This window comes from Enterococcus sp. AZ011, assembly GCF_050548355.1.
Lineage (GTDB): Bacteria > Bacillota > Bacilli > Lactobacillales > Enterococcaceae > Enterococcus > Enterococcus faecalis.
Genome location: NZ_CP172959.1, coordinates 1,616,101 through 1,640,737, shown reverse-complemented (window position 1 = coordinate 1,640,737; position 24,637 = coordinate 1,616,101). Strand labels below are relative to the sequence as shown.

General features: G+C 33.7%; 27 protein-coding genes. 19 read left to right on the top strand and 8 right to left on the bottom strand.

Features of this window, described 5'->3' with window-relative positions:
- Positions 1-112 precede the first annotated feature (112 nt).
- From IGL36_RS07940 to IGL36_RS07930, 3 genes are all read right to left on the bottom strand, one after another.
- Positions 113-1,915, bottom strand: a complete 1,803-nt coding sequence (locus IGL36_RS07940; protein ID WP_002398444.1) for a glycerophosphoryl diester phosphodiesterase membrane domain-containing protein — start codon at positions 1,913-1,915, stop codon at positions 113-115.
- A 100-nt stretch (positions 1,916-2,015) separates the two neighbouring features.
- Positions 2,016-2,624, bottom strand: coding sequence for a TVP38/TMEM64 family protein (locus IGL36_RS07935; protein WP_002383106.1), 609 nt, complete (start codon positions 2,622-2,624; stop codon positions 2,016-2,018).
- 221 nt (positions 2,625-2,845) lie between these two features.
- Positions 2,846-3,220, bottom strand: a complete 375-nt coding sequence (locus tag IGL36_RS07930) for a VOC family protein (RefSeq protein WP_002381774.1) — start codon at positions 3,218-3,220, stop codon at positions 2,846-2,848.
- Between the two features lie 196 nt (positions 3,221-3,416).
- On the opposite strand from IGL36_RS07930, the gene IGL36_RS07925 reads away from it, so the two are divergent.
- The 13 genes from IGL36_RS07925 to IGL36_RS07865 all read left to right on the top strand — a co-directional run bounded on the left by IGL36_RS07925 (position 3,417) and on the right by IGL36_RS07865 (position 14,976).
- The gene (locus tag IGL36_RS07925) at positions 3,417-4,778 is read left to right on the top strand and encodes an Nramp family divalent metal transporter (protein ID WP_002360069.1); all 1,362 of its coding nucleotides are present in this window, start codon (positions 3,417-3,419) and stop codon (positions 4,776-4,778) included.
- A 107-nt stretch (positions 4,779-4,885) separates the two neighbouring features.
- Positions 4,886-5,410, top strand: coding sequence for a ribosome maturation factor RimM (rimM, locus tag IGL36_RS07920; RefSeq protein WP_002362017.1), 525 nt, complete (start codon positions 4,886-4,888; stop codon positions 5,408-5,410).
- Positions 5,400-6,140 carry a tRNA (guanosine(37)-N1)-methyltransferase TrmD gene (trmD, locus tag IGL36_RS07915; RefSeq protein ID WP_002381776.1) on the top strand — a complete coding sequence of 247 codons (741 nt, stop codon included), beginning with the start codon at positions 5,400-5,402 and terminating at the stop codon, positions 6,138-6,140. Before rimM ends, trmD begins: the two co-directional genes overlap by 11 nt.
- 143 nt (positions 6,141-6,283) lie before the next feature.
- A complete protein-coding gene (rplS, locus tag IGL36_RS07910; protein WP_002357176.1) occupies positions 6,284-6,631 on the top strand; it encodes a 50S ribosomal protein L19 in 348 nt (115 codons plus the stop codon).
- A gap of 836 nt (positions 6,632-7,467) precedes the next feature.
- On the top strand, positions 7,468-7,686 hold the full coding sequence (locus IGL36_RS07905; protein ID WP_002371972.1) for a hypothetical protein: 219 nt from the start codon (positions 7,468-7,470) through the stop codon (positions 7,684-7,686).
- A 54-nt stretch (positions 7,687-7,740) separates the two neighbouring features.
- Complete coding sequence (locus tag IGL36_RS07900) at positions 7,741-8,433, top strand: hypothetical protein (RefSeq protein ID WP_002391270.1); 693 nt, start codon at positions 7,741-7,743, stop codon at positions 8,431-8,433.
- Positions 8,434-9,084: 651 nt separating this feature from the next.
- Positions 9,085-9,723, top strand: coding sequence for a C47 family peptidase (locus IGL36_RS07895; RefSeq protein ID WP_002371966.1), 639 nt, complete (start codon positions 9,085-9,087; stop codon positions 9,721-9,723).
- A 17-nt stretch (positions 9,724-9,740) separates the two neighbouring features.
- Positions 9,741-11,237: a C47 family peptidase gene (locus IGL36_RS07890; RefSeq protein WP_002398405.1), complete on the top strand. Its 1,497-nt coding sequence runs from the start codon at positions 9,741-9,743 to the stop codon at positions 11,235-11,237.
- 288 nt (positions 11,238-11,525) lie between these two features.
- A complete protein-coding gene (locus IGL36_RS07885; protein ID WP_002371963.1) occupies positions 11,526-11,708 on the top strand; it encodes a hypothetical protein in 183 nt (60 codons plus the stop codon).
- 356 nt (positions 11,709-12,064) lie between these two features.
- Positions 12,065-12,262 (top strand): hypothetical protein, encoded by a 198-nt coding sequence (locus tag IGL36_RS07880; RefSeq protein WP_002371962.1) that lies wholly within the window; start codon positions 12,065-12,067, stop codon positions 12,260-12,262.
- Between the two features lie 250 nt (positions 12,263-12,512).
- Complete coding sequence (locus IGL36_RS07875; protein WP_002391269.1) at positions 12,513-13,544, top strand: M23 family metallopeptidase; 1,032 nt, start codon at positions 12,513-12,515, stop codon at positions 13,542-13,544.
- Positions 13,545-13,715: 171 nt separating this feature from the next.
- Positions 13,716-14,246 (top strand): C39 family peptidase, encoded by a 531-nt coding sequence (locus IGL36_RS07870; protein WP_002371960.1) that lies wholly within the window; start codon positions 13,716-13,718, stop codon positions 14,244-14,246.
- A gap of 523 nt (positions 14,247-14,769) precedes the next feature.
- Entirely contained in the window at positions 14,770-14,976 is a 207-nt protein-coding gene (locus tag IGL36_RS07865; protein WP_002371958.1) for a hypothetical protein, read from the top strand.
- 419 nt (positions 14,977-15,395) lie between these two features.
- Here the strand turns inward: IGL36_RS07865 and IGL36_RS07860 are convergent, their stop codons facing one another.
- Positions 15,396-16,337 (bottom strand): MBL fold hydrolase, encoded by a 942-nt coding sequence (locus IGL36_RS07860; protein WP_023628279.1) that lies wholly within the window; start codon positions 16,335-16,337, stop codon positions 15,396-15,398.
- Between the two features lie 482 nt (positions 16,338-16,819).
- Here IGL36_RS07860 and rpmF point away from each other — a divergent pair, with 482 nt between their 5' ends.
- From rpmF to IGL36_RS07845, 3 genes are read left to right on the top strand one after another with little or no spacing between them, the layout of a single operon-like run.
- Complete coding sequence (rpmF, locus tag IGL36_RS07855; protein WP_002371955.1) at positions 16,820-16,993, top strand: 50S ribosomal protein L32; 174 nt, start codon at positions 16,820-16,822, stop codon at positions 16,991-16,993.
- 21 nt (positions 16,994-17,014) lie between these two features.
- Entirely contained in the window at positions 17,015-17,392 is a 378-nt protein-coding gene (locus IGL36_RS07850) for a hypothetical protein (RefSeq protein ID WP_002394546.1), read from the top strand.
- Between the two features lie 57 nt (positions 17,393-17,449).
- Positions 17,450-17,854: a NusG domain II-containing protein gene (locus IGL36_RS07845; RefSeq protein ID WP_002398403.1), complete on the top strand. Its 405-nt coding sequence runs from the start codon at positions 17,450-17,452 to the stop codon at positions 17,852-17,854.
- Between the two features lie 402 nt (positions 17,855-18,256).
- Here IGL36_RS07845 and IGL36_RS07840 read toward each other — a convergent pair whose 3' ends face one another.
- Positions 18,257-19,162 carry a polysaccharide deacetylase family protein gene (locus tag IGL36_RS07840; protein ID WP_002398402.1) on the bottom strand — a complete coding sequence of 302 codons (906 nt, stop codon included), beginning with the start codon at positions 19,160-19,162 and terminating at the stop codon, positions 18,257-18,259.
- 223 nt (positions 19,163-19,385) lie between these two features.
- Between IGL36_RS07840 and yqeK the strand changes: the two genes are divergently transcribed.
- The 3 genes from yqeK (at position 19,386) to IGL36_RS07825 (ending at position 22,135) form a co-directional block, all read left to right on the top strand.
- Positions 19,386-19,964, top strand: a complete 579-nt coding sequence (yqeK, locus tag IGL36_RS07835) for a bis(5'-nucleosyl)-tetraphosphatase (symmetrical) YqeK (RefSeq protein WP_002398399.1) — start codon at positions 19,386-19,388, stop codon at positions 19,962-19,964.
- Positions 19,965-20,054: 90 nt separating this feature from the next.
- A complete protein-coding gene (locus IGL36_RS07830) occupies positions 20,055-21,047 on the top strand; it encodes a DUF4767 domain-containing protein (protein WP_002357179.1) in 993 nt (330 codons plus the stop codon).
- Positions 21,048-21,382: 335 nt separating this feature from the next.
- Positions 21,383-22,135 carry a DeoR/GlpR family DNA-binding transcription regulator gene (locus IGL36_RS07825; protein WP_010717028.1) on the top strand — a complete coding sequence of 251 codons (753 nt, stop codon included), beginning with the start codon at positions 21,383-21,385 and terminating at the stop codon, positions 22,133-22,135.
- A 40-nt stretch (positions 22,136-22,175) separates the two neighbouring features.
- Here the strand turns inward: IGL36_RS07825 and IGL36_RS07820 are convergent, their stop codons facing one another.
- The 3 genes from IGL36_RS07820 to IGL36_RS07810 all read right to left on the bottom strand — a co-directional run bounded on the left by IGL36_RS07820 (position 22,176) and on the right by IGL36_RS07810 (position 24,472).
- Positions 22,176-23,579, bottom strand: coding sequence for a PTS galactitol transporter subunit IIC (locus IGL36_RS07820; protein ID WP_002357183.1), 1,404 nt, complete (start codon positions 23,577-23,579; stop codon positions 22,176-22,178).
- 94 nt (positions 23,580-23,673) lie between these two features.
- On the bottom strand, positions 23,674-23,976 hold the full coding sequence (locus IGL36_RS07815) for a PTS fructose transporter subunit IIB (protein ID WP_002357185.1): 303 nt from the start codon (positions 23,974-23,976) through the stop codon (positions 23,674-23,676).
- A 1-nt stretch (position 23,977) separates the two neighbouring features.
- Entirely contained in the window at positions 23,978-24,472 is a 495-nt protein-coding gene (locus tag IGL36_RS07810; RefSeq protein ID WP_002357187.1) for a PTS sugar transporter subunit IIA, read from the bottom strand.
- Positions 24,473-24,637: the final 165 nt, after the last annotated feature.

Genomic DNA, 24,637 nt, shown 5'->3' with positions numbered 1-24,637 from the left:
TTTTTGGATAATTCCGGCTTATTTCCGAAGGAGTTGCTTCTGTTCCCGCCGTTTATCAGTTTTTGAGCGTGGAGCAAAAATCCAAAGTGATTTTTGTCCCACGCTCTTTTTTTTAACCCATTCCAATAGCGAAATTCAACAGTTTATCGGAGTATGTTGGATTTTCTAAATCGGTTTTCATTGTTTCGTTCAGTAGACTGAGTTGATCGGTAATGATGCCATCGACGCCATAAAAAATCATTCGTGTCATAACATCTTCATCATTTGCTGTCCAAGCATAAACCTTTTTCCCGTCATGATGAGCGGCATTTACAAAGTTACGATTCATTGTACTGTATTCCATAGTAAAAAAGTCAACTGGCATTTTAGGCGGTCCCACAATGTTGAAAGGAATAACGTAGCCTACATAAAAGCGTGGTTCTTCTTTCTTTAAGGCCATCGCCGTATCATAGGTCAAGGTATGAAGGATATGACCGTTTTCTAAAATATTTTCGCGGTATTGTTTGACAAAGCGCTGTACTAAATCAGGGCTATCCTGAGGCGTGGTTTTGATTTCAATTAATAAACGTTGTTTTAATTGATTGGCTTTGGCTAAATAATCATCAAAAGAAACCATTTTAGCAGTTTGACCATTTTCTGTGACATTCATGTTCGTTAATTCTTTAAGTGTTAATTGATTTGGTCGTTTATTAACACCCGTTAACGCCCGTAAATTAAAATCGTGCATGACAATAAATTGATGGTCTTTGGTTTCTTGAATATCCATTTCAACATAATCAGGTTTTGCCTTATTGGTCTCGATTAAAGAGTCCAAGGTGTTTTGAACGCCATTGTTACCATTAACACCACGATGGGAGATGGTAACCGGTTTTCGGTCAGGTGTATGACTTAAGTAATTCGTATTATAGGTGCCTACACCAATTCCGAAGATGATTGCAATCAAACAAAAAAGAACGACTCTGAAGGTGGTCCATTCTACCCGAACCTCTGATTTCGGGGTGAACCATTCTGGCGTGTCAGGCAAAATCCCTTCATCCTCCATATCATCAACAATAATGTAAAAAATAGCAACACTAGACAACACCAAGTTTAAGAGCATCATAACCTGAAGGAGTGTCATAGCGATGACAGCGCTAGGTAAAGACCACTCAGGTTTAAACGTTTCGACTGCGGTTTGACCTAAAAATATCAAGAAATAGCCAGCCGTAAAAATCCCTAAAACAGTTCCACCAATGATAATAAATTGTCCTAAGATCTGGAAAAAGCGCCGCTTTGTAATTTGCCAACTACGTTTTAAAGACTCACGAAAACCAACATCACGTAAAATCAACTCTGGAAGGGCAAAAGCAAGTCGAATCGCTAAATATAAGATAATCAGCTCTAACAGTACGAAACCAATAATAATAATGACGCGATTTGCAAAAATAAAATCTAAGATAAAGGCTGGAATCTTAATTCTTGTTAATAAATAAGAGCGGAAGGTTAACCCACTTAATGGTAAAATCAAAAAGAAATATGCTAGGAAAAACAGAAAGGTAATTCCTCGAACTTTTTTTATCTGAAGCAAGGTGCCGTGCAATAATTGCGTTAGAGTAATTGGTTGCTTTTTCTTAATAAAATAAACACTAAGCAATAAAAAGGTAAATTCAAAAAAGAGCGCCAGTAAAATTAACAGCCCAATTAGTAGAAAAGTCAAAAGGACATAGGGATGTTGCGTAGCAATTGCCCCTAAGTTATCGTAGGAAATATAATCAATCCCACCTTCTTTGAGTACCAATTTGGACAAACTTGTCAATAAAGGCAATAGAACGAATAACATAAATCCGTGCATCAAGAGCACATCGCGAAAATACGCCGTTGTCCCTTTAAGAAAATCTAGCGTATTCACAATACTATTTTTAAAATAACTAAACATCAAAAGTCCCCCAGTTTCTACCAAAATTCCATAATAAAAGGACTAAATCAAACTGACACAGGCAGAGTTTTGATTTAGTCCGTTCGCTTTTTTATTTATTTTACATTCCCAGTAAGCTAGTTAAAAATGTACCGCCATAAATTAACGCAAGACTATATAAATAGATAGAAGCAGGTTTTGCTAATAAAATAATCAGAGTAAATTTTTTCACAGACATTTTTGTTAAACCGGCCATTAAACAAAGCGCATCATCTGGTGCAATCGGGAAGAAAATTGCTAAAGCAAACAATCGTTCAAAACGTTTTTCATTGTCTAACCAACCGATATACTTGTTATATGTTTTATCACTGACAAGGCTCATAATGAATGGTTTCCCATAATTACGACCTAATAAGAAAATGATAATAGAGCCAAGTGCAATACCAACGTAATTATAGACGAAGCCCATTGTTGGCCCGAAAATCAAGACCCCTGCAGCACAGCTAACACCACCAGGAATAATCGGAATAACCACTTGAATAATCTGAATTAACATGAAAATAATCGGACCGAGAATGACAGATTGCCCTACTAGTCCTCTTAGTGCATTGATGTCCTTGAAGACACCTAATCGGATAAAATAGATGGTTGCAATTATGGTTGCAACAATGCCCAAAATGGAAATAATATTAACAATTTTTCTAGATAGGGTAACACTCACATTTCTCATCTCCTTTAGTTATACTCATCGTACTTTTAGTATATAACTTTTCATCAATAAAAAACATCGTTTGTTCTTTCTGCAAACGAACAAAGTTGTAAGATACGCATCATTTGATAAGTTTATTATACAAAAAAAGAGACAGAAAAGACATCCTACTTAAGACCCATTCTGCACTGATCTTTCGAAAGAGAGTAAAAGAAACGAAAGTGGCGCATCTTTTAGTAATATTATAGAGGGGCAAAGAGTGAAATTAAATTTGCATCCACGTCTTTAATGATTGCGTATCGTTGGCCCCAAGGTGCATTCCAAGGTTCTTTAAAAACAATGTAACCAGCTTGGCTCATTTTTTTCACGGTGTTATCAACTTCTGCGGCCGTTTCACAAAGAAAAGCAAGTTCGATTTTATCGCCTTGCTGACTAGGCGCAAACCCATAGACACCAGTAATCATTTGTAGTGAATTTAAAGAAATCCTGACGCCATTGTTTTGTAATTCTGTGTAATCGGGCGAAGCTTCTCCCAGCACGTTAAAACCTAGCGTTTGGTAAAAAGAGAGTGCTTGTGTCATATCGTTGACGATAATACCGACCATATCTAACTTCATCCTCATAACCTCCGATCTATGATAAAATAAGTGTAAGGGATTTTTTGGTAAAAACCAAACGATTTATAGCGAAAGTGCTTAAAAAATTAAAATGTAACAGTTTACAGCGAAGAATAAGAAGACTATAATTATGTTAACTAGTTTTAGGTGTACCTAAAAGTGAAATGTTTGAACAAGATAGATTGAGGGATGTTGGATGAAAGAAAAGAAAACGGAAAAAATGCTTAATTATGCAAATGGACCTAGTTTAGAAGAGATAAATAATACCGTCGAGGTACCTAAAAACGCAAGCTTTTGGCGAACTTTGTTAGCCTATAGCGGACCTGGCGCTTTAGTGGCTGTTGGTTATATGGATCCAGGAAATTGGATTACGTCAATTGCTGGCGGAGCGGAATATAAGTACACGTTACTTAGTGTGATTTTGCTTTCTAGTTTAGTTGCCATGTTACTACAAAGTATGGCTGCGCGCTTAGGAATCGTGACAGGAATGGATTTAGCCCAAGCGACTAGAGAGCATACAAGTAAACGAACGGGCGTTGCCTTGTGGGTGGTGACGGAGTTAGCCATAATGGCAACAGATATCGCTGAGGTAATTGGTGGTGCCGTTGCTTTGCAATTATTATTTGGTTTTCCATTATTAATTGGTGTGTTGATAACAACGTTTGATGTTTTATTACTTTTGCTACTGACAAAGTTAGGCTTTCGCAAAATCGAAGCAATTGTTTCTTGTTTAATTGCAGTTATCTTTTTTGTTTTTGCTTATGAAGTGGCATTAGCAGATCCAAATGTTGGTGAAGTATTACGAGGTTTTATTCCAGACACAAAAATAGCGACAGATAAATCCATGTTATTTTTAGCCTTGGGGATCGTTGGAGCGACAGTCATGCCTCATAACTTATATTTGCATTCTTCCATTGCGCAAGCACGGAAATTTGATCGTAACGATGATGCTGAGAAAGCCAAAGCAATTCGTTTCACTACTTGGGATTCAAATATTCAATTAACTGTCGCTTTTGTCGTAAATTGTTTGTTGTTAATTTTAGGAGGAGCATTATTTTATGGAACCAACAGTGAATTAGGTAAATTTGTTGATTTATTTGATGCTCTGAAAAATCCAGATATTGTTGGTAATATTGCTAGCCCAGTGTTAAGTATTCTTTTTGCAATTGCTTTACTGGCTTCGGGTCAAAATTCAACGATTACAGGTACGCTGTCAGGACAAATTGTAATGGAAGGCTTTATCCATTTAAAAATGCCGTTGTGGGCACGACGAGTGTTAACTCGTTTGTTAGCAATTGTGCCAGTCATTATCTGTGTCATTATTTATGGCGGTAGCGAAACGGCTGTTGAAGACTTGTTACTTTATACGCAAGTTTTCCTAAGTATTGCTTTGCCAGTGTCGATTATTCCTTTAACGATGTATACAAGTGATAAAAAATTAATGGGCCAATTTGCGAATCCAGCGTGGGTGAAATTTTTAGCTTGGATTATTGCTATTGCCTTGACGTTATTGAATTTATTTTTAATTTATGGCACATTAACTGGTTTAACGAATTAATAAAAACAAAGGCTGACTGGAAAAGTTGGCCTTTGTTTTTTCATAGAATTTGCGCGTAAGAAATGGTAGAATAGGAAAGATGAAATACAAGGAAGAGAGGCTTTCACGTGACAGATTATTTAAATGTAGGAAAAATTGTGAACACACAAGGAATCAAAGGGGAAGTTCGGGTCATTTCGAAAACGGATTTTCCAGAAGAACGTTATCAAAAAGGGGCAACGTTACTGCTATTTCAAGAGAAAAAAGCACCAATTGAATTGGTCGTGAAGTCCCACCGCAAGCATAAGAATTTTGACATTTTAAGCTTTGAAGGACATCCAAATATCAACGATGTTGAAAAATATCGTGACGGTATTTTAAAAGTTGAAAAAGACAATCTCGCTGAATTGGCAGAGGACGAATTTTATTATCACCAAATCATTGGTGCCACTGTTTATGATGAAACCGGTAGTGAACTGGGAAAAATTAAAGAAATTTTATCTCCTGGTGCGAATGATGTGTGGGTCGTCCAACGACCAAAGAAAAAAGATTTACTTTTACCGTATATTGAAGGCGTTGTTACAAAAGTCGATGTCGAAAATCAACGGATTGATGTGGACATTCCAGAAGGATTGATTGACGATGAGAATTGATGTATTAACTCTTTTTCCTAGAATGTTTGAAGGACCAATGGGGGAATCAATTATTGGGAAAGCTCGGGAAAAGCAGTTATTAGAATTGAATGTCTCTAATTTTCGCGATTTTTCAGATAACAAACACCAAACGGTCGATGATTATCCGTATGGCGGTGGCGCGGGGATGCTTTTAAAAGTACAACCGATCTATGATAACCTAAAAGCAATTGAAGAAGAGACAAACCAGCAACCAAAACGGGTCATCTTATTAGATCCAGCAGGAAAACCGTTTAATCAAAAAATGGCCGAGGAATTTTCACAAGAAGAACATTTAGTTTTTATTTGTGGACATTATGAAGGCTATGATGAGCGAATTCGCACGATGGTTACAGATGAAGTTTCATTGGGGGATTACGTTTTAACAGGGGGCGAATTAGGCGCAATGGTCATGATTGATGCGACAGTCCGTTTATTACCTGATGTCTTAGGTAACAATCTTTCTGCACAAACGGATTCACATTCCACTGGCCTATTAGAGCATCCACAATATACCAGACCTGCTATTTTCAACGATATGGAAGTCCCTGCCGTGCTAACGAATGGTAACCATAAATTAATTGCAGAATGGCAACTAAAAGAATCATTACGACGGACCTTTTTACGTCGACCTGACATGTTGGAATCAGTAGAAATGACGCCTGAAATGTTGAAGTTATTAGAGGAAATTAAACAAGAAGAGCAAAAATAAGGGAACTTTCAAGAAAATTCTCTTTACAGCTTATTTTGTCTGTGGTAAACTAATTTGGTGAGTGCAATGCGCTCTAACTATTACAATATTCCGCTGTGGCAGAAGTGACCATAAGAATATTTGGGAATAAGGAGAAGGATAAAATGAATCCATTAATTCAAGAATTAACACAAGAACAATTACGTACGGATATTCCTGCGTTCCGCCCTGGTGACACTGTTCGCGTTCATGCGAAAGTAGTCGAAGGTACTCGTGAACGTATCCAGTTATTCGAAGGTGTTGTAATTAAACGCCGTGGTGCTGGAATCAGCGAAACTTACACAGTACGTAAAGTTTCAAATGGTGTTGGTGTGGAACGTACATTCCCATTACACACACCACGTGTTGCTCAAATTGAAGTGGTTCGCTACGGTAAAGTACGTCGTGCAAAACTTTACTACTTACGCGCATTACACGGAAAAGCAGCTCGTATCAAAGAAATCCGTCGTTAATCTTTACTATTCGACAAACGAACACCCTCTTGCTCAGCAAGAGGGTGTTTTTGTGTGTAATTAAGTAGAAAATCAACATTGACTTTTTTTGAAGTCGCATAAGTGTGAAAAGTCCTTGTCTAACAAGGACTTTTTGCTTTTCTCAAGATCAAAATTTTGGACAATGATTCAAAAATTTCCTCAAATTGTCCTAGCTTTTCTCAATTTGATGATTAAGGTGGTCAAAAGAGTGTCAAATAGCAGAGAAAAATTGACGGCAGAAGTCATCCGAAAAATATCAAAATGTTGACCGAATTTTGCAGTTTTGAGCCAAGGCTTGCAAAAAAGAGCGGGCTTTTGAGAAAATACCAAAACAATTACCTTTTACGAAAAAGGGATTGTGTCACACTGTTCCAAATAGTTATTTAGAGGTACATTATGAAAAAGTAGATAGAAGGGGCATTCTGGAAAATATGAACGAGCTTTAATTACTTCTTAAAATTAGTCAATTTATCGAAGAAAATAGCATAAAAACATGTAGTCAATATCAAGAAAAATTAAACGAGTTTCCCAAAGAAGTTCCCAGTGTCTGGTTTATTATTCAAAGATATGGCTCTTGGAATAACTTATTAAGAAAAATTGATAGGAAAGAAAATCAACATTATCAATGGAATCACCATTCAGATGAAGAGCTTATTGACATCGCACGTTCATTTATCGAGAAAGAACAAATACGTTCACAAACTGCTTCATTAAAAGCGAAAGATTTAGTTTTGAAAAAGAATGGTTCCGTTTCACGTTTTTTTGTTCGAATTCTTGACATAGAATCGAAAAAAATCAATTAAAGAAACTGTACCATGAAAGTAAAAAAGAAAGAATCAAAAAAAGCGAAAATGGAACTTGCGTTAGAAGAAGTCTTGTGTGGCTTTCCGAGAAAAACAGCTATTGATTCAATTATAAAGAATAAGATGATTCAAGAAGATACAAGTGAATGCAAAAAAAAGGAAAGTTCCCAGATTATTAACGATATAGGGAGAAATATAGTGTATTTAAGGAATTTGAGTGACGGTAAATAGTTGATGAATATATACTTTTTTAGTAGAAGAAAACTACTAATAGGAGGTATAATATTGAAAAAGAGAATATGTATTACTACTGGGGTTGCAATGTTATTAGGATTATCACCGATATTAACAACAGGGGCTACAGTATACGCAAATGAAGAGAGTAACTATGTACAAGTAAATTCTACAACAAAAGAGTTAGAGCAACGGATGGAGGCGCTAGCCAATCAATACAAAGGAGTTTCTCTATTTGAAACCGAATTCAATAAAGAAAATATGACTCCTGTTCAATTAGAATTATATAACAAAGTTTTAGATCTACAATATGATATTGCTTTACAAAATGGAAGTACAAATGGGATGTCTAGAGAGCAATATAAACAATATCTATCAAACGCTATGCAAGGTTTTATAATACAACCTAGAAATGCTGGACATGGTTTGATTTCTGTTGACGTCTTAGGAACAGTTTTAGATACTGCGCTTAATGTTGTATTAATTATCGGAGGTTTTGGGTCAGTGTCTGCAATGGTTAAAGCATTGGGTCAAGAAGGTGCAAAGAAATTTGTAAAGAAAGAAATGATTCCAGTAATTATTAAAGAAAGCGAGAAGCTAGGAATAAAAGGCGCGAAAAACTATTTACAAGATAAAGCAGTTGGATTAATTATTAGTGCGATTCTAAGTCCTGGAAAGCAGGCTGCAAAATTATTAGATTCTATTGACAAAATACCCAATAATGGCTACATTGAATTAACTTAATAGAGTTTACGAAAGGATTGAAAAAGATGTACCTTGTAATAGGGTTAATCCTAATAATCTTTATAGTCTCAGTTTTTATCGCTACTATAGGGATTTTGAATGAAAAAATAAAGAATAAATTCTACTTATTTGTTAAATTTTCGTTTAATATTTCTATTGCTTGTATTTTTTTAGGTGGTATATCTTTTCTTTATGCTTACTTTGTTTTTGACGAGTTTAAAAATTTTAAAATTATCTTGATATCCATATTTTTATTTGCAATCTCTTACAAAGGTTATATGGATAAAAAAAATATTTTCCATGAAGATGTATGATACTAGACTTAATTAGTAAGAAGGAGACATATTGATGGTTCAACTAATTTCTATTATTCTTGCGTTTTTGATTATATACACTTTATTTAAAACAAGAGAAACAAGTAGTTCTTCAAGAAAATTAAGAATGTTAGTGTACACTTTTTTTGGGATAATTTTTCTATTAGGTTTAGTAAGTGTCGTACTAGGAACCTATGGGCTGCTGAATTCTTATAACATTAGTGGAAATTGGCGTATAAATATGTCCTCTATTTTAGTTGTGTTGGCTGGATTTTTACTAGTTGTACTTTCTTATGTTGGTATTTCAAAATTTAAAATGAATTGTTAGGTGAATTAAATGAAGAAAGTTATCTCTACCATTTTACTAGTAATCCTTTTTGTGGGATCAGGTTATGTGGTAAACGCTGCTCCTGAAATGAAGAGTTTGGCTAATTTCGAAACGAATGATCAACATTATGATTTACAAGGAATAGAGCATTCTTTTGCTAAAGTGTTGAACTTTAAAACAAATAGAAAAGATATTACAGCAAAAACGATACTAAAATTTGTATATCCAAAAAAGACAGACAAAGAATTTAATAATGCTTCTGTGTCTATTAAAGATTGCATTCGCTATGCCACTTCTATTGGGGTAAATATGGAATGGCTTGATGCAACGAAGAATGAACTTAATTTCAACCAAGTGAAGAGTGAGCTTGATAAAGATCATCCAGTATTACTATGTTATAAACCAAACAAAACCGATTGGATGGAACCTTATTTATTAGCTGTAGCGCATGGATACGTATACGTTGCTCCAGATGGTGAAAATATTAAAGAACCATTTATGAGTACAAGTATCTGGATGTCGAACTATATCTATCCTTCTAGCCTGACTACGTTGACGAATAAAAATAAGTTAACTGTTACGGATTTTTCAGTGAATAATACACCGCAAAAAGATTATACCTTTATAGGTATGATTATTCTTAAGTAAGAGAGGTTGAAAGGACCGTGAAAAAATACATTTTAGGGATAGGCTTGTTTTTAACAAGCCTTTTGTTTGGAATTAATGTTTCAGCAATGGATGGTGATAATACTCCACTGTTCATTCAAACAAAAGAAGTACCTTCAGAATTGAGGATGTATGCACAGCAAGATTGGCAATTTTATTTTGAGAACTTGTCTGTAGTGGAAAATACAGAACCTTTAAGTACAGATGATTTTTATTTGGGGCAGCCATTTACTTTAACTAATGAAACAGATACTCAAACAGCCTATTTTCCTATTATCGATAAAGAATCTGGGCTTATTCATGATTTATTAGAAGTTTCTTTAATGAACAATACGCCATCGCTAACGATTTCTAGTCAGTTTGTTGAGCTGTTAAATAGACTAACACCTACAGCAGAAGGTACCAGCTTTTCTTTGAACCTTGATAGCGAGAGCCACCAACTTCTGTCTGCAGAAGAACCAACTCGTGAACAAGCAGTTGATATTAAGCAATCGGTAGACAACTTTAATAGAAAGAAACGTTCTGTACCTGATGATACGGTTCCAGAGTATAATCGAAATATTATCCCTAATTGGATGATTACAGAAACGCAAGGATTAGAACCATGGTGTGCATTTTATACGTTATCTACAATGATTAATTCGATTGAAGGGAAAGCCATAACCAATGCAAAAACGCTCATCAAAAAAGCTTTTCGTACTGCCTCAGAAGCAGAATTAGTAGATGGGAAGTATATTACAAGTAAACCTTTTGCACATACCGTTCAAACTATGCAAAAGGAATATGGTTATACTTTGGATATAAAAAATAGTCGATTGACACCAGCGGAAGTTCAAACACAAATTGATAAAAAGGCTCCAGTGTATGTTCATTTAGACAACGTTACTCAGAATTATAATCCTGCAAAATCACATGGAGTTACTGTCATCGGTTATATTATAGCCAAAAATAATACGTTAGATTCTTATTACTACTTTTGGAATCCTTGGTGGCAAAAAGTGATGTTAACTAATCAAAAAGATATGAGTAACTGGAAATTAAATGATAATGTTTATTCATGGAAGTATTCTGGTATTAATTTTAGAAAAGAACCAATAAATTATGCAATGAAAGGTAAAATTGCTACTTTATTATCAAGAGCTACTTACTATCAAACTGGAGAAAAAATTCCTACTGATTTAAGAAATAAAGAGTACATTATCAAGGATGTAAAAAGCATTTCACAATCGAGTTCTAAGGTAGCTTATTATTTAGAGGGGATAAATAAGTGGGTATTAGAGCAGGATGTAAAAGAGTTTCCTACGCCACTGCTTAATAAAAAAGTAACTTTATTATCAAAAGCTAGTCAATATCAAACTGGAGAAGCAATTCCAACTAATGTAAGAAATAAACAATATACCGCTCTAAAAGTAAAACCTTTTAGACGCTCTAATTCAAAATTAGCCTATTTTCTTTCAGGAATTAACAAATGGGTATTAGAACAAGACATTCGGTAGTCATGCATGTCAGAAGTAATTCTCAATTTCAAAAGAGTGTGTTTTTTAGATAATAAAAATCAGTAAGAAAAATTTTAGTAATGGTTCTCCCCTAAGTAACTGTCTCTATTATATATTTAATTCAGTTTAATGTTTAAAAGGAACTGGCGAAGAACAAAAGAAAACACAATTCTAAGAAGTTTGCGTTCTTTTAAGATGGGATAAACGTTAAATAGGGATTTTGATAGCAAACTATCTTTAATATCGCTATAATTGTAACCAACAAAAAAAGAAAGTAGGGACTTAAACATGGAAATTACTTTTTCTAAAAAATCAAAGTTCTTCTGTTTGGCAATGACGTTACTTATGGCATTGAGTATATTTGCTAGTGCTGGTGCAAGTGTTTATGCTGCTACGAATGAAAATTTAGAGAGACAGCCATTGAATACTGTTGAACAAGAAAAATTCTCTAGAGAATTTGAAAACGATTGAAATTCCATTTTTGATAATGCAGTAACCTATGATGATTTAGGTAACGTCGAATCTTTAAATTTCAATGTTTTATATGCTAAATATGGTCATGCGGCTGAGTTAACTAAACTTGAAAATCAAGTAAAAGAAGATATTCAACAAACGCGATTTAAACGTGCAGATGCCAAGCAATGTGCTATCACAGCCATCCAAGATACTTTAGGAGTTTCTGCTATACAAGGTCTACTTAGTGGTGGTATTGTAGGTCTTCTACAAAGAAAAGCAGCCGCAGAAGTAGCTAAGTTGGTAGCAAAGTATGCTTTTAAAGGTCTTTTGCCTGCGGCAGCAGCAGCGTCACTAATTTGGAGTTTTGGAAGGTGTATGTGGTTTTAATGAAAAATAAAGATGTGGTTTTAGTGTTATATTCGTTCTTTGTAATATTACTAAGCTCTTGTATTTGGTTTTTAATTAAAGGAGAAGCCTTTCAAAAAGTACTATTAAATTCTTTTGCGATTTCTGTTGTAGGAACCATTATTTTTGTAATAGGACTTTATGTTAGTAAAATAAAAAAATAAATCACAATTAAGGTTCTGGTTGTTATTAATCTATCTCATGAAGCATTAGATGAATTAGTTCTAGAAGTACCTGTTGTACTAGTTAAAAATACTGTTATATCAAATTTTTTGTTTAAAAGAATCATTAAGTTGGTGCCTAACTATAAAATCAGATCAATTGACTAAAATCCAATAACATTGGGGGATACTCTGTAAATCGTGTGTCGCAGTACGTTAGTCTTGTAATAAATATTAATTAGGAGGGGTTTCTATGAAAAATATTTTACTTTCTATTCTAGGGGTATTATCTATCGTTGTTTCTTTGGCGTTTTCTTCTTATTCTGTCAACGCAGCTTCTAATGAGTGGTCGTGGCCACTGGGCAAACCATATGCGGGAAGATATGAAGAAGGACAACAATTCGGGAACACTGCATTTAACCGAGGAGGTACTTATTTCCATGATGGGTTTGACTTTGGTTCTGCTATTTATGGAAATGGCAGTGTGTATGCTGTGCATGATGGTAAAATTTTATATGCTGGTTGGGATCCTGTAGGTGGAGGCTCATTAGGTGCATTTATTGTACTACAAGCGGGAAACACAAATGTGATTTATCAAGAATTTAGCCGAAATGTTGGAGATATTAAAGTTAGCACTGGACAAACTGTTAAAAAAGGACAGCTGATAGGAAAGTTTACTTCTAGTCATTTACATTTAGGAATGACAAAAAAAGAATGGCGTTCTGCTCATTCTTCTTGGAATAAAGATGATGGCACTTGGTTTAACCCAATTCCTATACTTCAAGGAGGATCTACGCCTACGCCTCCAAATCCAGGACCAAAAAATTTCACAACAAATGTTCGTTACGGATTGCGGGTCCTCGGAGGTTCATGGTTACCAGAAGTAACCAACTTTAACAATACCAATGATGGTTTCGCAGGTTACCCTAATCGTCAACATGATATGCTTTATATAAAGGTAGATAAAGGGCAAATGAAATATCGTGTTCACACGGCTCAAAGCGGATGGTTGCCTTGGGTAAGTAAAGGGGATAAGAGCGATACAGTAAATGGAGCGGCAGGTATGCCTGGACAAGCAATTGATGGTGTTCAGCTAAACTATATAACTCCTAAGGGAGAAAAATTATCACAGGCTTACTATCGTTCACAAACTACGAAACGATCAGGCTGGTTAAAAGTAAGTGCAGATAATGGTTCTATTCCTGGACTAGACAGTTATGCAGGAATCTTTGGAGAACCGTTGGATCGCTTGCAAATAGGTATTTCACAGTCAAATCCATTTTAAATTTAGAAAATGACAGTAGGATTATGCATTTAATAAATTTTAAAGAGGTGAACGAGTATAAATAGAAATACAGTTACTATACTAAAAAAATCGTTTATTCTACCTTTACTTGGCTTATTCTTTATAGTTGGTACCAATGCTTTTGCTTCTGAAGATTACAACTTACTTGGAGTGAAAAATTATGATCAGTATGCCTTAGGAGCGCCTAGTGGGTGTGAGGGGGCTTCACTATTACAAGGCTTACAGTATAAAGGAAAAATTCCTGATTGGGACTTAATCAAATTTTTAAAAACAATTCCTATCTCTCCTAATGGAAATCCTTATGATGGATTTGTAGGTAGTCCTTTTGTTGAAAACTCATGGACTTACTCTGCTATCTATCCTGTGCCTTTAGTAAAATGGGGAAAAGTATATGGAGATGTACAAGATATGTCAGGTCATTCTTTAGATGAATTACTAGAGGAAGTGAAAAATAATAATCCAATTGTTGCTTGGGTGACGATAAAATTTCAACCGGCACGATGGGGAATATGGGATTTTGGTAAAGCGGTAAATAATAATCATGCAGTGACATTAGATGGCTACGATTTAAAAAATGGAACGGTTCACGTATCTGATCCGATTTCCGGTAAATATTGGATCAATAAAAATACCTTTGAAAGTATATATAATGAGAGGAATTTTGCAGTTGTAATTCGTTAAGTCCTATTTTTCAGTACTATATGGGAATAAATGAAAGCACCTTTAAAATTAAAGTCATACGAGAGTGTACAGAAAAGTTTTCCTTTCTGTACACTCTGTTGTTGTATTTTCTTATATGAGTATATTTAGTGTTTATAAAACATAACAAAAAAACAAAGGAGGAAAGTAAAACAAAAAAATCTCTCCAGTTTTTAATATAGTGAAATTAGTTTAATGGTTAAAACAATTGAAGGCAAGTTATTAATACTTATAGGCTCTGCTTTAAACTATTATATTAGATGTCATTAAAACAATTAAGAGATTTAAAAAGACAAAAACAAAAGAACAAACAGCAAAAATATTTTTTTATTTTTAGGTATTATTTCTAAATTTATATAAAGCTTAGTCTCTATAAACAGTTACCTTAGATTAGTTTTTTAGTTCAATGCATTTTTATATTCATTTGTAGATAAAAGTTAGATTTCTATATAAATGTACTTTGTAAAATATATTTTCAAGCAAGAGAAATTGAGGAGGAACCAAAATGGATTATGTAATACTTATTGGCAGTATTATTGCAGCGATTGGCTTGATTCTTTTAATGATGACAACAAGATTTGTTTGGGGGTGGAATTGGGGTTATCCTTACCGTACCACGAATAAACCTTTAGCAATTATTGGCTGGCTATTAATAATTATCGGAGTAGTGATAGTTCTTGTTAAAGCTAAATTGAATGGACAATTAGTATAAGTATGAAAAAGAACAAAAAAGGCTAAACTTATACAATACTTCGGTTACAAATATTATAATAGTACGTACAAAATCGTCACCACCTATGTACTAACTCCTGCAGAAGTTGTAACAAAAAGATGCACTTGGAAATGAGGTAGAGGGTAGTTATTCGTATAAGTATTCTGCCGACTTTGTAAAGTAAAATGGAGAACATCAGAAAATAAATTGGGAAGTTTCAGGTAAAGTTCCACAACCATTTGAAGCTAAGTCTTACATAAAAGCAGAGATAAGTAATAAAAGAGTGAATTATACTGTTTAAGTTTCTCAAACTAACGTGCCAAATAAAGTAGATACTAAACAAGTAAAATATACTAAGAATAGAGGACAAATTCATCCGTCGATGAACTTGCCCTCTATTCTTAGTGACTTTAAAAGTGTTATTCCCAATCCATTTCACCGGTTACAACTTTAGCACTCATTTCAAGGTTTCCTTCTGGTAATTTTGGATAATAGTTTTTCATTTTAGTGATAATTTCACTGCTTACTTTGCTCTCTTTCTCAGCTGTAATAAATTTTTCAATATACTCTTTCGTAAATTTAATATTTTGGGGCATAAATTGGTTTCCAGCTTCAAAATGACCAGGAATAACTGTTCTTAGTGATAAGGATTCTAATTCACTTAAATCATTTATCCATTGTAATTGACTGTCAATAGATTTAGTGTCAGCCATAAATAAGTGGCTACCAGTAGAAACTAAAATACCGCCTACCAATAGTTGATCGTTTTTATTATAAAGTGCTTGTTTTTTTATATCATTACCAAAGATTTCAAACTCTACGTCTTCTAAATTAATTGATTCCTTTATTTCATTTGGAATAATAATTTTGTCTGGTGCGTTCTCCTTTAATGTATCTGCCCATACGGATAATTTTGATTTATAAGTGTCTTTAATCCGTGAAATCGTAGAAGCTGTGGCTACTACATTTGCTTTAGGAAAAGATTTTTTTATTTGATTTGTTCCAAAGTAATAATCAGGATCACTATATGAAATATAAATTGTTTCAATATCAATATTGTTTGACTTTACAAGTTGGACAATTTTATCTGCGTCCTTTTTTGAAAATTGCGTATCTACTAAAAGTCCCTTACCGTTTTTTTCGATAATTGTTGCAGTAGAGCCAAACACGGGATCAGGATTCATTATTAAATAAGTAGCATCGATACCTTGTATTTTTTTGTACATTATATTTTCCTCCTCATTAGAAGTCTTAGTGCTTATGCTACTGTTATTATCTTTTCTCATATTATAATTTGAGCAAGAAGATAATAACAAAGAAGTAAGTCCAATAGAGAATAAAAGCAATCCTATTTTTTTCATAAAAAACCTCTTTCTTTTTCCTGATATTAATGTAACTGATTGTGTTACATTTGAATTATATTTAATTTTACTGTTTTGGTCAAGCAAAAAAGGCATGAAATAAAAATTGTTATTAGTGAAGTACACACATCAGCATATATTGAATTTTTTGTTGTACAAATTTATTTAGTTAACAATTATCAAGAAAGCAAATGCTTACAGATTGAATCCATTAGCATTTGGTCAATATAAGTAAGTACTCAAGTTGGGAAGGTGATTTATTTATATATAAGAATATGTAAATAAAGATATTGACAAATTAAAAAAAGGTTGATAAGATATCGTTGTTAAAACGTAATCATTACGATTTGTATTTTTTATCTGTAATGCACAATTGCGTGTTACGGTTTATTAGTGTATCAATAGTATGTTTTAAATATTCAAATCTGATTACAAATTAGGAAAGTATTTTAGAAACGTTTATAATTTAGGAGGTAATAAATATGGCTGTACCAGCGAGAAGAACATCGAAATCAAAAAAAAGATTGCGTCGAACACATGGAAAATTAATAAAACCTGAAATTTCGTTTGATGAGAATCTTGGTGATTATCGTAAAAGTCATCATGTATCTTTAAAAGGCTATTATGGTGGAAAAAAAGTGATGGATAAAAAATAGGAGGTAATAGTATTGAAGAAAATGAATATTATTTATCCGCCACTTGTGGAACAGAGCTTTAAATTTTATCAAGATTATGAACAAGAAAGATATGATAAGTCTGAATTATACAGAATAATGGTTATGAAGAATATTATTAATGAAAATGGCACTCCAACAGAAGAGGCTCTTAAAAAAGGATTAGTTAAAGACTTTTATGAAGAATATGATTTATCTTTTGAAGAATTTTTAAAATTGTACCCATTTTTTAAAAATTATGACCCTGATTATTTCCGGAAAATAGATGGTTTTTGGGAAGTTCCTGTTTGTTTAAAAGAAGAATTAATATTATTACTGAATGACAAAGATTGTGACTATGATGTACGGATTCAAATTCAACAATTTCTTGAAGAAAGGTGAGTAAAGACAAGATGTTCAGAAACAAATGGAAAAACAGTTCACTAATTCTTAATAAAAATGTATAGAAAGGGTCTGATGAAAAAAGGAGACATAATAGTTATTATCTTTTTAATAGCTATCTCTTTTTCTCCATATTTTATTTTTTTTCATAATAAGCCATTTAACTCCAAAAGTTTTGACGACACTAAATATGCTGTGGTCAAGATAGATGGGAAAGAGATTAAGCGTATAAATTTAGATGATTCAAAAGAATTTATCAAAACATATTATCCATCAAAAGGGCAATATAATACTATAGAAGTTAAAAATGGGCACGTTCGTGTAAAAAAAGATAATAGTCCAGATCAAATTGCGGTGAAAACAGGATGGATATCAGAACCAGGGCAAACTAGTATCTGTATTCCTCACAGATTCATTTTAGAAATTGTTCAACAATATTCTAAGGATTATTATATTTACTAAAATCCTTTTTTAGCATGTATGCTAAAAAAGGATTTGTTGGATTTATTTTAAAAAAGTAATTAAAGAAGAAAATCAAGTGAGTAAAATTATTATTCAGAATTTATAAAGCGTATAGTGAAGAAGTTGTTATAGATATGAAACAGAAAATAACTCCTAATTTTCCTACTTACGTCCTTTGATAACTAAATAAAAATTTATCAGGCCTTTCCGTGAGGAGTATGTTTTAGTTACGCCAAGACAAAAAAATAACTTTGAATGAATATATTTCTAAAACAACTTAACTATCAACTAACGCCAAGATTCGTAAACGCATTAATGATGCTTCCATAAGGCTCGCCATTATAAGCAGAAAATCAACATTGACTAAGACCAGAAATACTTCCTTTAGTGCTCCAAGTTGCTCTAATATAAGACACCAAATTGATAACCATTTGCTTGATAAAACTCTATTAATTGTGGCAATGCTTGTTTTGTTAATTCCTTATCTACTGAATCATGCATTAAGACTACTCTAATATTATAATCCGGATAAACCTCAAGTGAATGTTGATGGAAAGCGAGCATTTCTGCGACTGTAGTAGGCTGTCTGTCTAACGGCTCCGCATCCCCAACCATCGCATTCCAGTCAATCCAATGGATGCCAAGTTGTTTGAATAATTCATCAGATTTTTCTGTACCTCCCCATGACATATGACCTCCTGGGTATCGCCAGAGAGTTGTTTGAAATGTTTCGCCCAGTATTTTTTTTAGAGAGTTCTCCATGTCCGCTATTTCCGCTTGTATTTCTTCAGTGTTGACAATCCCGTTTGGATATAACGTTGCATAATCATGAGTTGAACTATGAAAGCCTATTGAATGCCCTTCTGCGACTTCGCGTTTCACTATGTTTTGATTTTCGGAAGTTAGGGTATTTCCTACAAGAAAAAAAGTTGCGTGGACGTTATACTTTTTTAATGTATCTAGGACTTGTGGGGTTATTTGATTATTAACGCCATCATCAAAGGTTAAGAATACTAATCTTTCACCTTTGTAAGGTTCTTCTCCAGTTATATATTTTCTGATTTTGTCTGCTGAATAAGCATATTTTTTTGATGAAATAGTCATGTATGTTGATTCCTTTTCTAACTTGGTCGGGGAATCTTTTTTTGCAGTTGAATTTTTAGTCGATGTCTGCGTAGTATCATCATTTTTACTTGTTATCTTGGGTTGAGTTAATAGGAACGTTTGAATGAAAACAAGAACAATGAGGATTAACCCACTAAATAATACATACCCGTTTATTTTGAATTTTCTTTTTTTATGTCGCATACTTTCACTCCTCTTTGGTTAATGAAAAAGTTAAAAAATACACCTCCACGTTATACAAAATTGAACGTCCTATTAGTTATAGACGAATTTGAGGACCAAAAAGTTTCATTTTTTTCAATTTAGTTAGTTGTTTATTTAATAAAAAATAAAAGGTTGCTAGAGGATGAAAGGAGTATAATTTATTTATCTAGAAGAGTAATCGGAATGAGAAAGGGCTGTGGAAATGGATTATCAACAGGTGTTGAAAAATGAAATTAAACAATATTTAGTGAGTAAAAACTGTGAGAAGACGTATTATCATTGTATGGAAGTTGGAGAGTATGCCTATCAACTCGGTGAAAAATATTTAACTAGTCCAGAAAAATTAAGTATTGCAGGATATTTACATGATATCTCTGCGGTTTATCCAAATAATCAGAGAATTAGTGTCGCACAAAAATATGGGATTGAATTAAACGAAACAGAAATGGCCTTTCCAATGATAATTCATCAAAAAATTTCTAAGTCTATTGCGAAAATGGATTTTGGTATTGAAGACAATGAAATTTTATCAGCTATTGAATGCCATACAACATTGAAGAAAAACTATTCGGACATAGATTTAGTTTTGTTTGTCGCTGATAAAATAAAGTGGGATCAAGAAGGTAAACCACCATACTTAGATGGTTTATTACAAGCTTTAAATTGTTCTTTAGAAAATGCCGCATATTTCTATATTGATTATATTTTGAAACACGATATTAAAGTTGTGCATCCTTGGTTATGGGATGCTTACAATCAACTTAATTTGATAATTAAATAACAAATAAACATAGCCGTTTTTAGTCGAGTTTTGCTGGTGAGAAAAGTGGAAAAGTAGTACAGTATTCTTGTCAGAAAGAAGGGATTCCCAATGAAAAAAATAATCTTGATAGGTCTTTTATTGAGTATTTTATCAGGATGTTCTTCCAACAAAAGTGGTGATAGCACTGCAAGCAAGCCGACAGCAACATCAGAAATGAAAGCACCTGTTACCGTTAACAACAGCCAAGCAAGTCAAATGAGCACGGAGTCAAAATCTAGTACGACTCAAAGTAATTCTTCTGCTTCTAGTAAAGCTGAAAATCAGTTGTGGTCTGCGCAAAAAAAGGCACAACTACAACAATTTATGGCTGATTGGGGGCAACGGATGAACCAAACGTATAAAGAATATACACCAGGAAATTCAATCAATTTTAATGGCGTCCAAGCGCCTGATGGTCTAGTAGGAAATGTTACTATGCAACCAGCGATTGGTCAGCATCCCATTTATTTAGAATGGTCTGAAAATGGACAAGTGAAGGATGGATATGCGTTAGTTGCTGTTTACTCTGATGCAGAAACGCAACCAGAAATGCAAAAGCATTTGTATTTATTCACCATCGTTAACAATCATCCCTTAGTTTTAGTGACGATGCAAAATCAAGGAGATCCTTATGGCTATCTGTATTTTGGAGCAACAGATAATGCAGAGTTGAGGGCTGGCTTTGAAAAAATTGTAGGTGCCCCGTCAATTACTAAAGAACAAATCCCAAATATTTCAGTCAATCCGTGGTCTTCAAAAGAGGAAGCGATTGATTTTTACGAAGGAATGTATAAAAACACGGCAAACGAAATTTCAACTCAAATTGACTGGCATAACTATCAGCGGGCAAATTGGCGCGAGGTAGAAACAAAAGGCGACACGTTGACATTACATTTTGCCAACGTGGGCGGTGCTGGGGGCTCATACACACAATTCACGAAAGTTGGTACGAATACTGTTGTTGTATCATTTGATGGCAATGCTGCTTATCCCGATAACCCAAGTAGCGTTTTACTCGTGAAAAACAGTGATTATAAAGTTTTAAGGACTTTGAATCAGTAATAGGGGAAATACGTCGTTTACTTAAACATAGGCAAAGGCAGGTTACTTATAAAAAGGTAAGCAGCCTGCCTTTGCCTATGTGCTATTTTTTTGGATAGAGGTGCTCAGAGTAGGGGATGTTTTTCTGGGAAGTTTTTATGCTAGATCTCTATTTGACTAGGCTCAAATAGATCTGAATCAATCGTTGAAGTGATATCTGTTTATATAAAGATAGGCTAAATTGTCATTTTTTTACGAATCGTCGTTCATGTTAAAATAAATGGAGAAATGTTTTAGTATTCATAGTAAGTATTTTATCGTAGAATAAAAGATATACTAACAATGGAGCGATGAAAATGCTAAAAGAAGAAAGATTAAATGCGATAGTCTCTCTAGTAGATCAAAAAGGGGCAATCAAAGTTACTGAAATTATGGAACGATTAAATGTTTCGGATATGACTGTTCGTAGAGATTTGACAGAATTAGAAGCAACGGGGCGTTTAAAACGAGTACATGGAGGAGCTAGCAGTTTAAATACATATCGTCCACATGAATTGTCTCATGCTGATAAACAAATTATTAATAGTGTTGAAAAAAAAGAAATTGTCCAAAAAGCATTAAGTTTAATTCACGAAGAAGAAACTATCTTCCTAGGACCAGGAACAACTATTGAACTTTTGGCCGAGGCAATGGAATTTAAACATTTAAGAGTAGTAACAAACTGTTTGCCTGTGTTTGAAACGTTAAGTAAAAAAAAGAATGCGTTGACCATTTATTTGGTTGGTGGAGAAATGCGACTTTTAACTAAATCTTTTTTTGGTGAAATCGCTAATAAAGCATTAGAAGAAATGCATTTCCATAAAGCATTTTTTAGTTGTAATGCGTTAAAAGATAATAAAATTATGACAGCCACTATTGAAGAAGGACAAACACAAGCTATTGCATTAGATAACTCAATAGAAAAATATTTGTTAATGGATACTTCTAAAGTAGAGAAACAGGATTTTTATTCTTTTTATCAATTAGAAGAAGTGACAGCGGTAGTTACAAATAAAGATAAATTTGACACATCTAAAGTATTGGAAAAAGTTGTCAGGGTGATCTACTAAAAAGAAGAGGTGCATCTGCACCTCTTCTTTTTAGTTCCCCTTATTGAGCTTTTTGAGCGTAAATAATATTTCGCTTCTTCATTTGTTTTGCATACCAAATGAAAATCAGTAGATAGGCGACTAGCGCCAGACATGCGTATAAAATAAATTCTAGTTGACCTTGTGATGCATTGCCGACTAAGTATCCTAAGAATTTTTCCATTGGCCCTTCCATGGTAGTATGTGAAATTAAAGTATTATTATTTAGACCCGCTGGGAAAGCACCAACTTTTTTTGCGGTTTCGGTAACGAACGGTGCAATTAGGGTACCAGACCATAAGAACAAAGGTAATTCGATTGCTCCAATGATAATCATTCGGATGAGTTTACCTCTTGTTACTACTAGTAGAGCAGGGGTTACACCCATTGCAATAATTCCGCCAAGTGGTAAAAGTTTGTTGCCAGGTAGGACAATGGCTTCTAATAGCATAATTGGAGCCAATACGTTAGCTGCTGCCCAGATTTCAGCACGACCAGCTAAGAAAGGCCAATCTAAACCAATATTAAGTGTACGCCCTTTTAATTTATTCGAAGCAAAATCAGTGATACCTTGTGATAAAGGCTCAACTGCAGCGATAAACCAAGTTCCAATTAAAGAGAATAGTTCCAAACAGACTGCAGCCGTAAAGGATAGAGAAAAAATTTGCGTGGGTGTTTGGCCAGCTAAAAGACCCACAAAAATCCCTAAGTAAATCCCGATGGCAAATTTTGATCCCCAAAAGCCAATTTTACTATTCAATTTGGCAGCGTCAAAATCGTATTTATCTAACCAAGGGAAAAGCTTATCAAAAATTTTATCAAAAACCATAATGATTGGGTTCATCATATAGTTCATATGCGTGGTAGTCATAGGATTGGTATCTGGGGCGTTAAGTAAATCGTTAAACGTTGGTTTCATTAAGTCAGAATTGATAATTTTTAAAACACCTATGAAAATAACTAAGATTGTTGCAATTATTAAGTTTGCGCCACAAAAAATAGCAAATAAACCAACAATTGATAGATGCCAAATGTCGAAAATATCCACATCTAATGTGTTTGTTTTATTTAGAATTAACATAATGACATTGACAATCACCATAATTAAAAGAAAGTAAAGGGTGTAAGGAGATCCCCAAGTGATGGTGGCTAAAGGTGCCCAACCAACATCAGTAATATTTAAAGAAATTCCTGTACGTTCTACGAAAGAGGCCATTGCATCTGAGAAAGCAGTAGTTAAAATTCCTATAATAGCACTGATACCAGTTAAAGCAATTCCTAGTTTAAGACCACCTTCTAATGCGCGAGTGGGTTTTACCTTAAAACAAAGGGCAATCAGTGTTAAAACAATAGTCATTAAAGGAGCAGCACCTAAATCAATTAAAGGTTTAAAAATTGTATTTGCTAGGTCAATAATCGTATTCATTTATTTTCTCCTTCATAAGCTAAGATAACAAAATTTTTATCTTAGTTTTGTTATTGTTGACAGTGAAGCGTAAGTAATTAGTCTGAAAAGGAAATCATTTGTTTAAAGAGTGAATGATACTTTCCATTTGTTGATAAACAGGTTCAGCCATTGCTGGAATTCGATAAAGAATTGCGCCTGCATCAACTACAGGAATCGTGATTGGGAAACCCAAATCTGTTTTGGCGATTTGGGCGAAAATATCATAGTGGGATAGCATCTCTTGATTGATATCTTTAATCATTACGGCATCGCAAGAAACTTGGTAGCCTCTTTTAGATAATTCTGTTTCTAATGCAGATTTGATTTGATGGCTAGAGTTTACCCCAGCCCCACATGCAGCTAAAATTTTAATCATGTTAAATCTCTCCTTTAAAATTTTTTTGTAAAAAACGATAAACTTCTTCTTTATCTTCACATTGAAAAAAAGCCAATAGTGATGAACGGTCTGTCGTGTTAATAAAATCCATGATAGTCGCTAAAAGACCCGTTTGTTCAATACCGTTTTCATTTAAAATCATGAAAAGAAAGGAAACAGAGAGCGTTTCATCTGGGATAATCATGTTATGAAATGATAAGGATTGTTTCAATTTAATCGGGATAATTCTTGTCGTGCGTACAAAGGTACTTTCGGTATGCGGAATGGCGATATTCGGTAGTGCAGGATCAATCGGTGTTAAACTTAAACCAGTCGGATAGTTGTGTTCTCGTTCCAATAAATTAGTTAGAAAATCAGGTGTAACTAATTTCTTTTTTAACAAGTCTAAATAAACTTCTTCAAAAACTTCTTCTTGTGTTTTTTTGTTTGAAATATAGGTAGTATCTAATGAAAAAATCGATGTTTTAATAACCATAGAACCCCTCGTTTCTTTAATATATTATTATTTATTTACAAGTATAATATAAAACGCTTTCAAAAAGATGTCAACACAATATTAAACAACAATAAACAAAAAAAGAAAATAAATGTTGAATAAAGTTCGATATTGTTTTATTATGTTTTCGAGAAGGGGATTTGA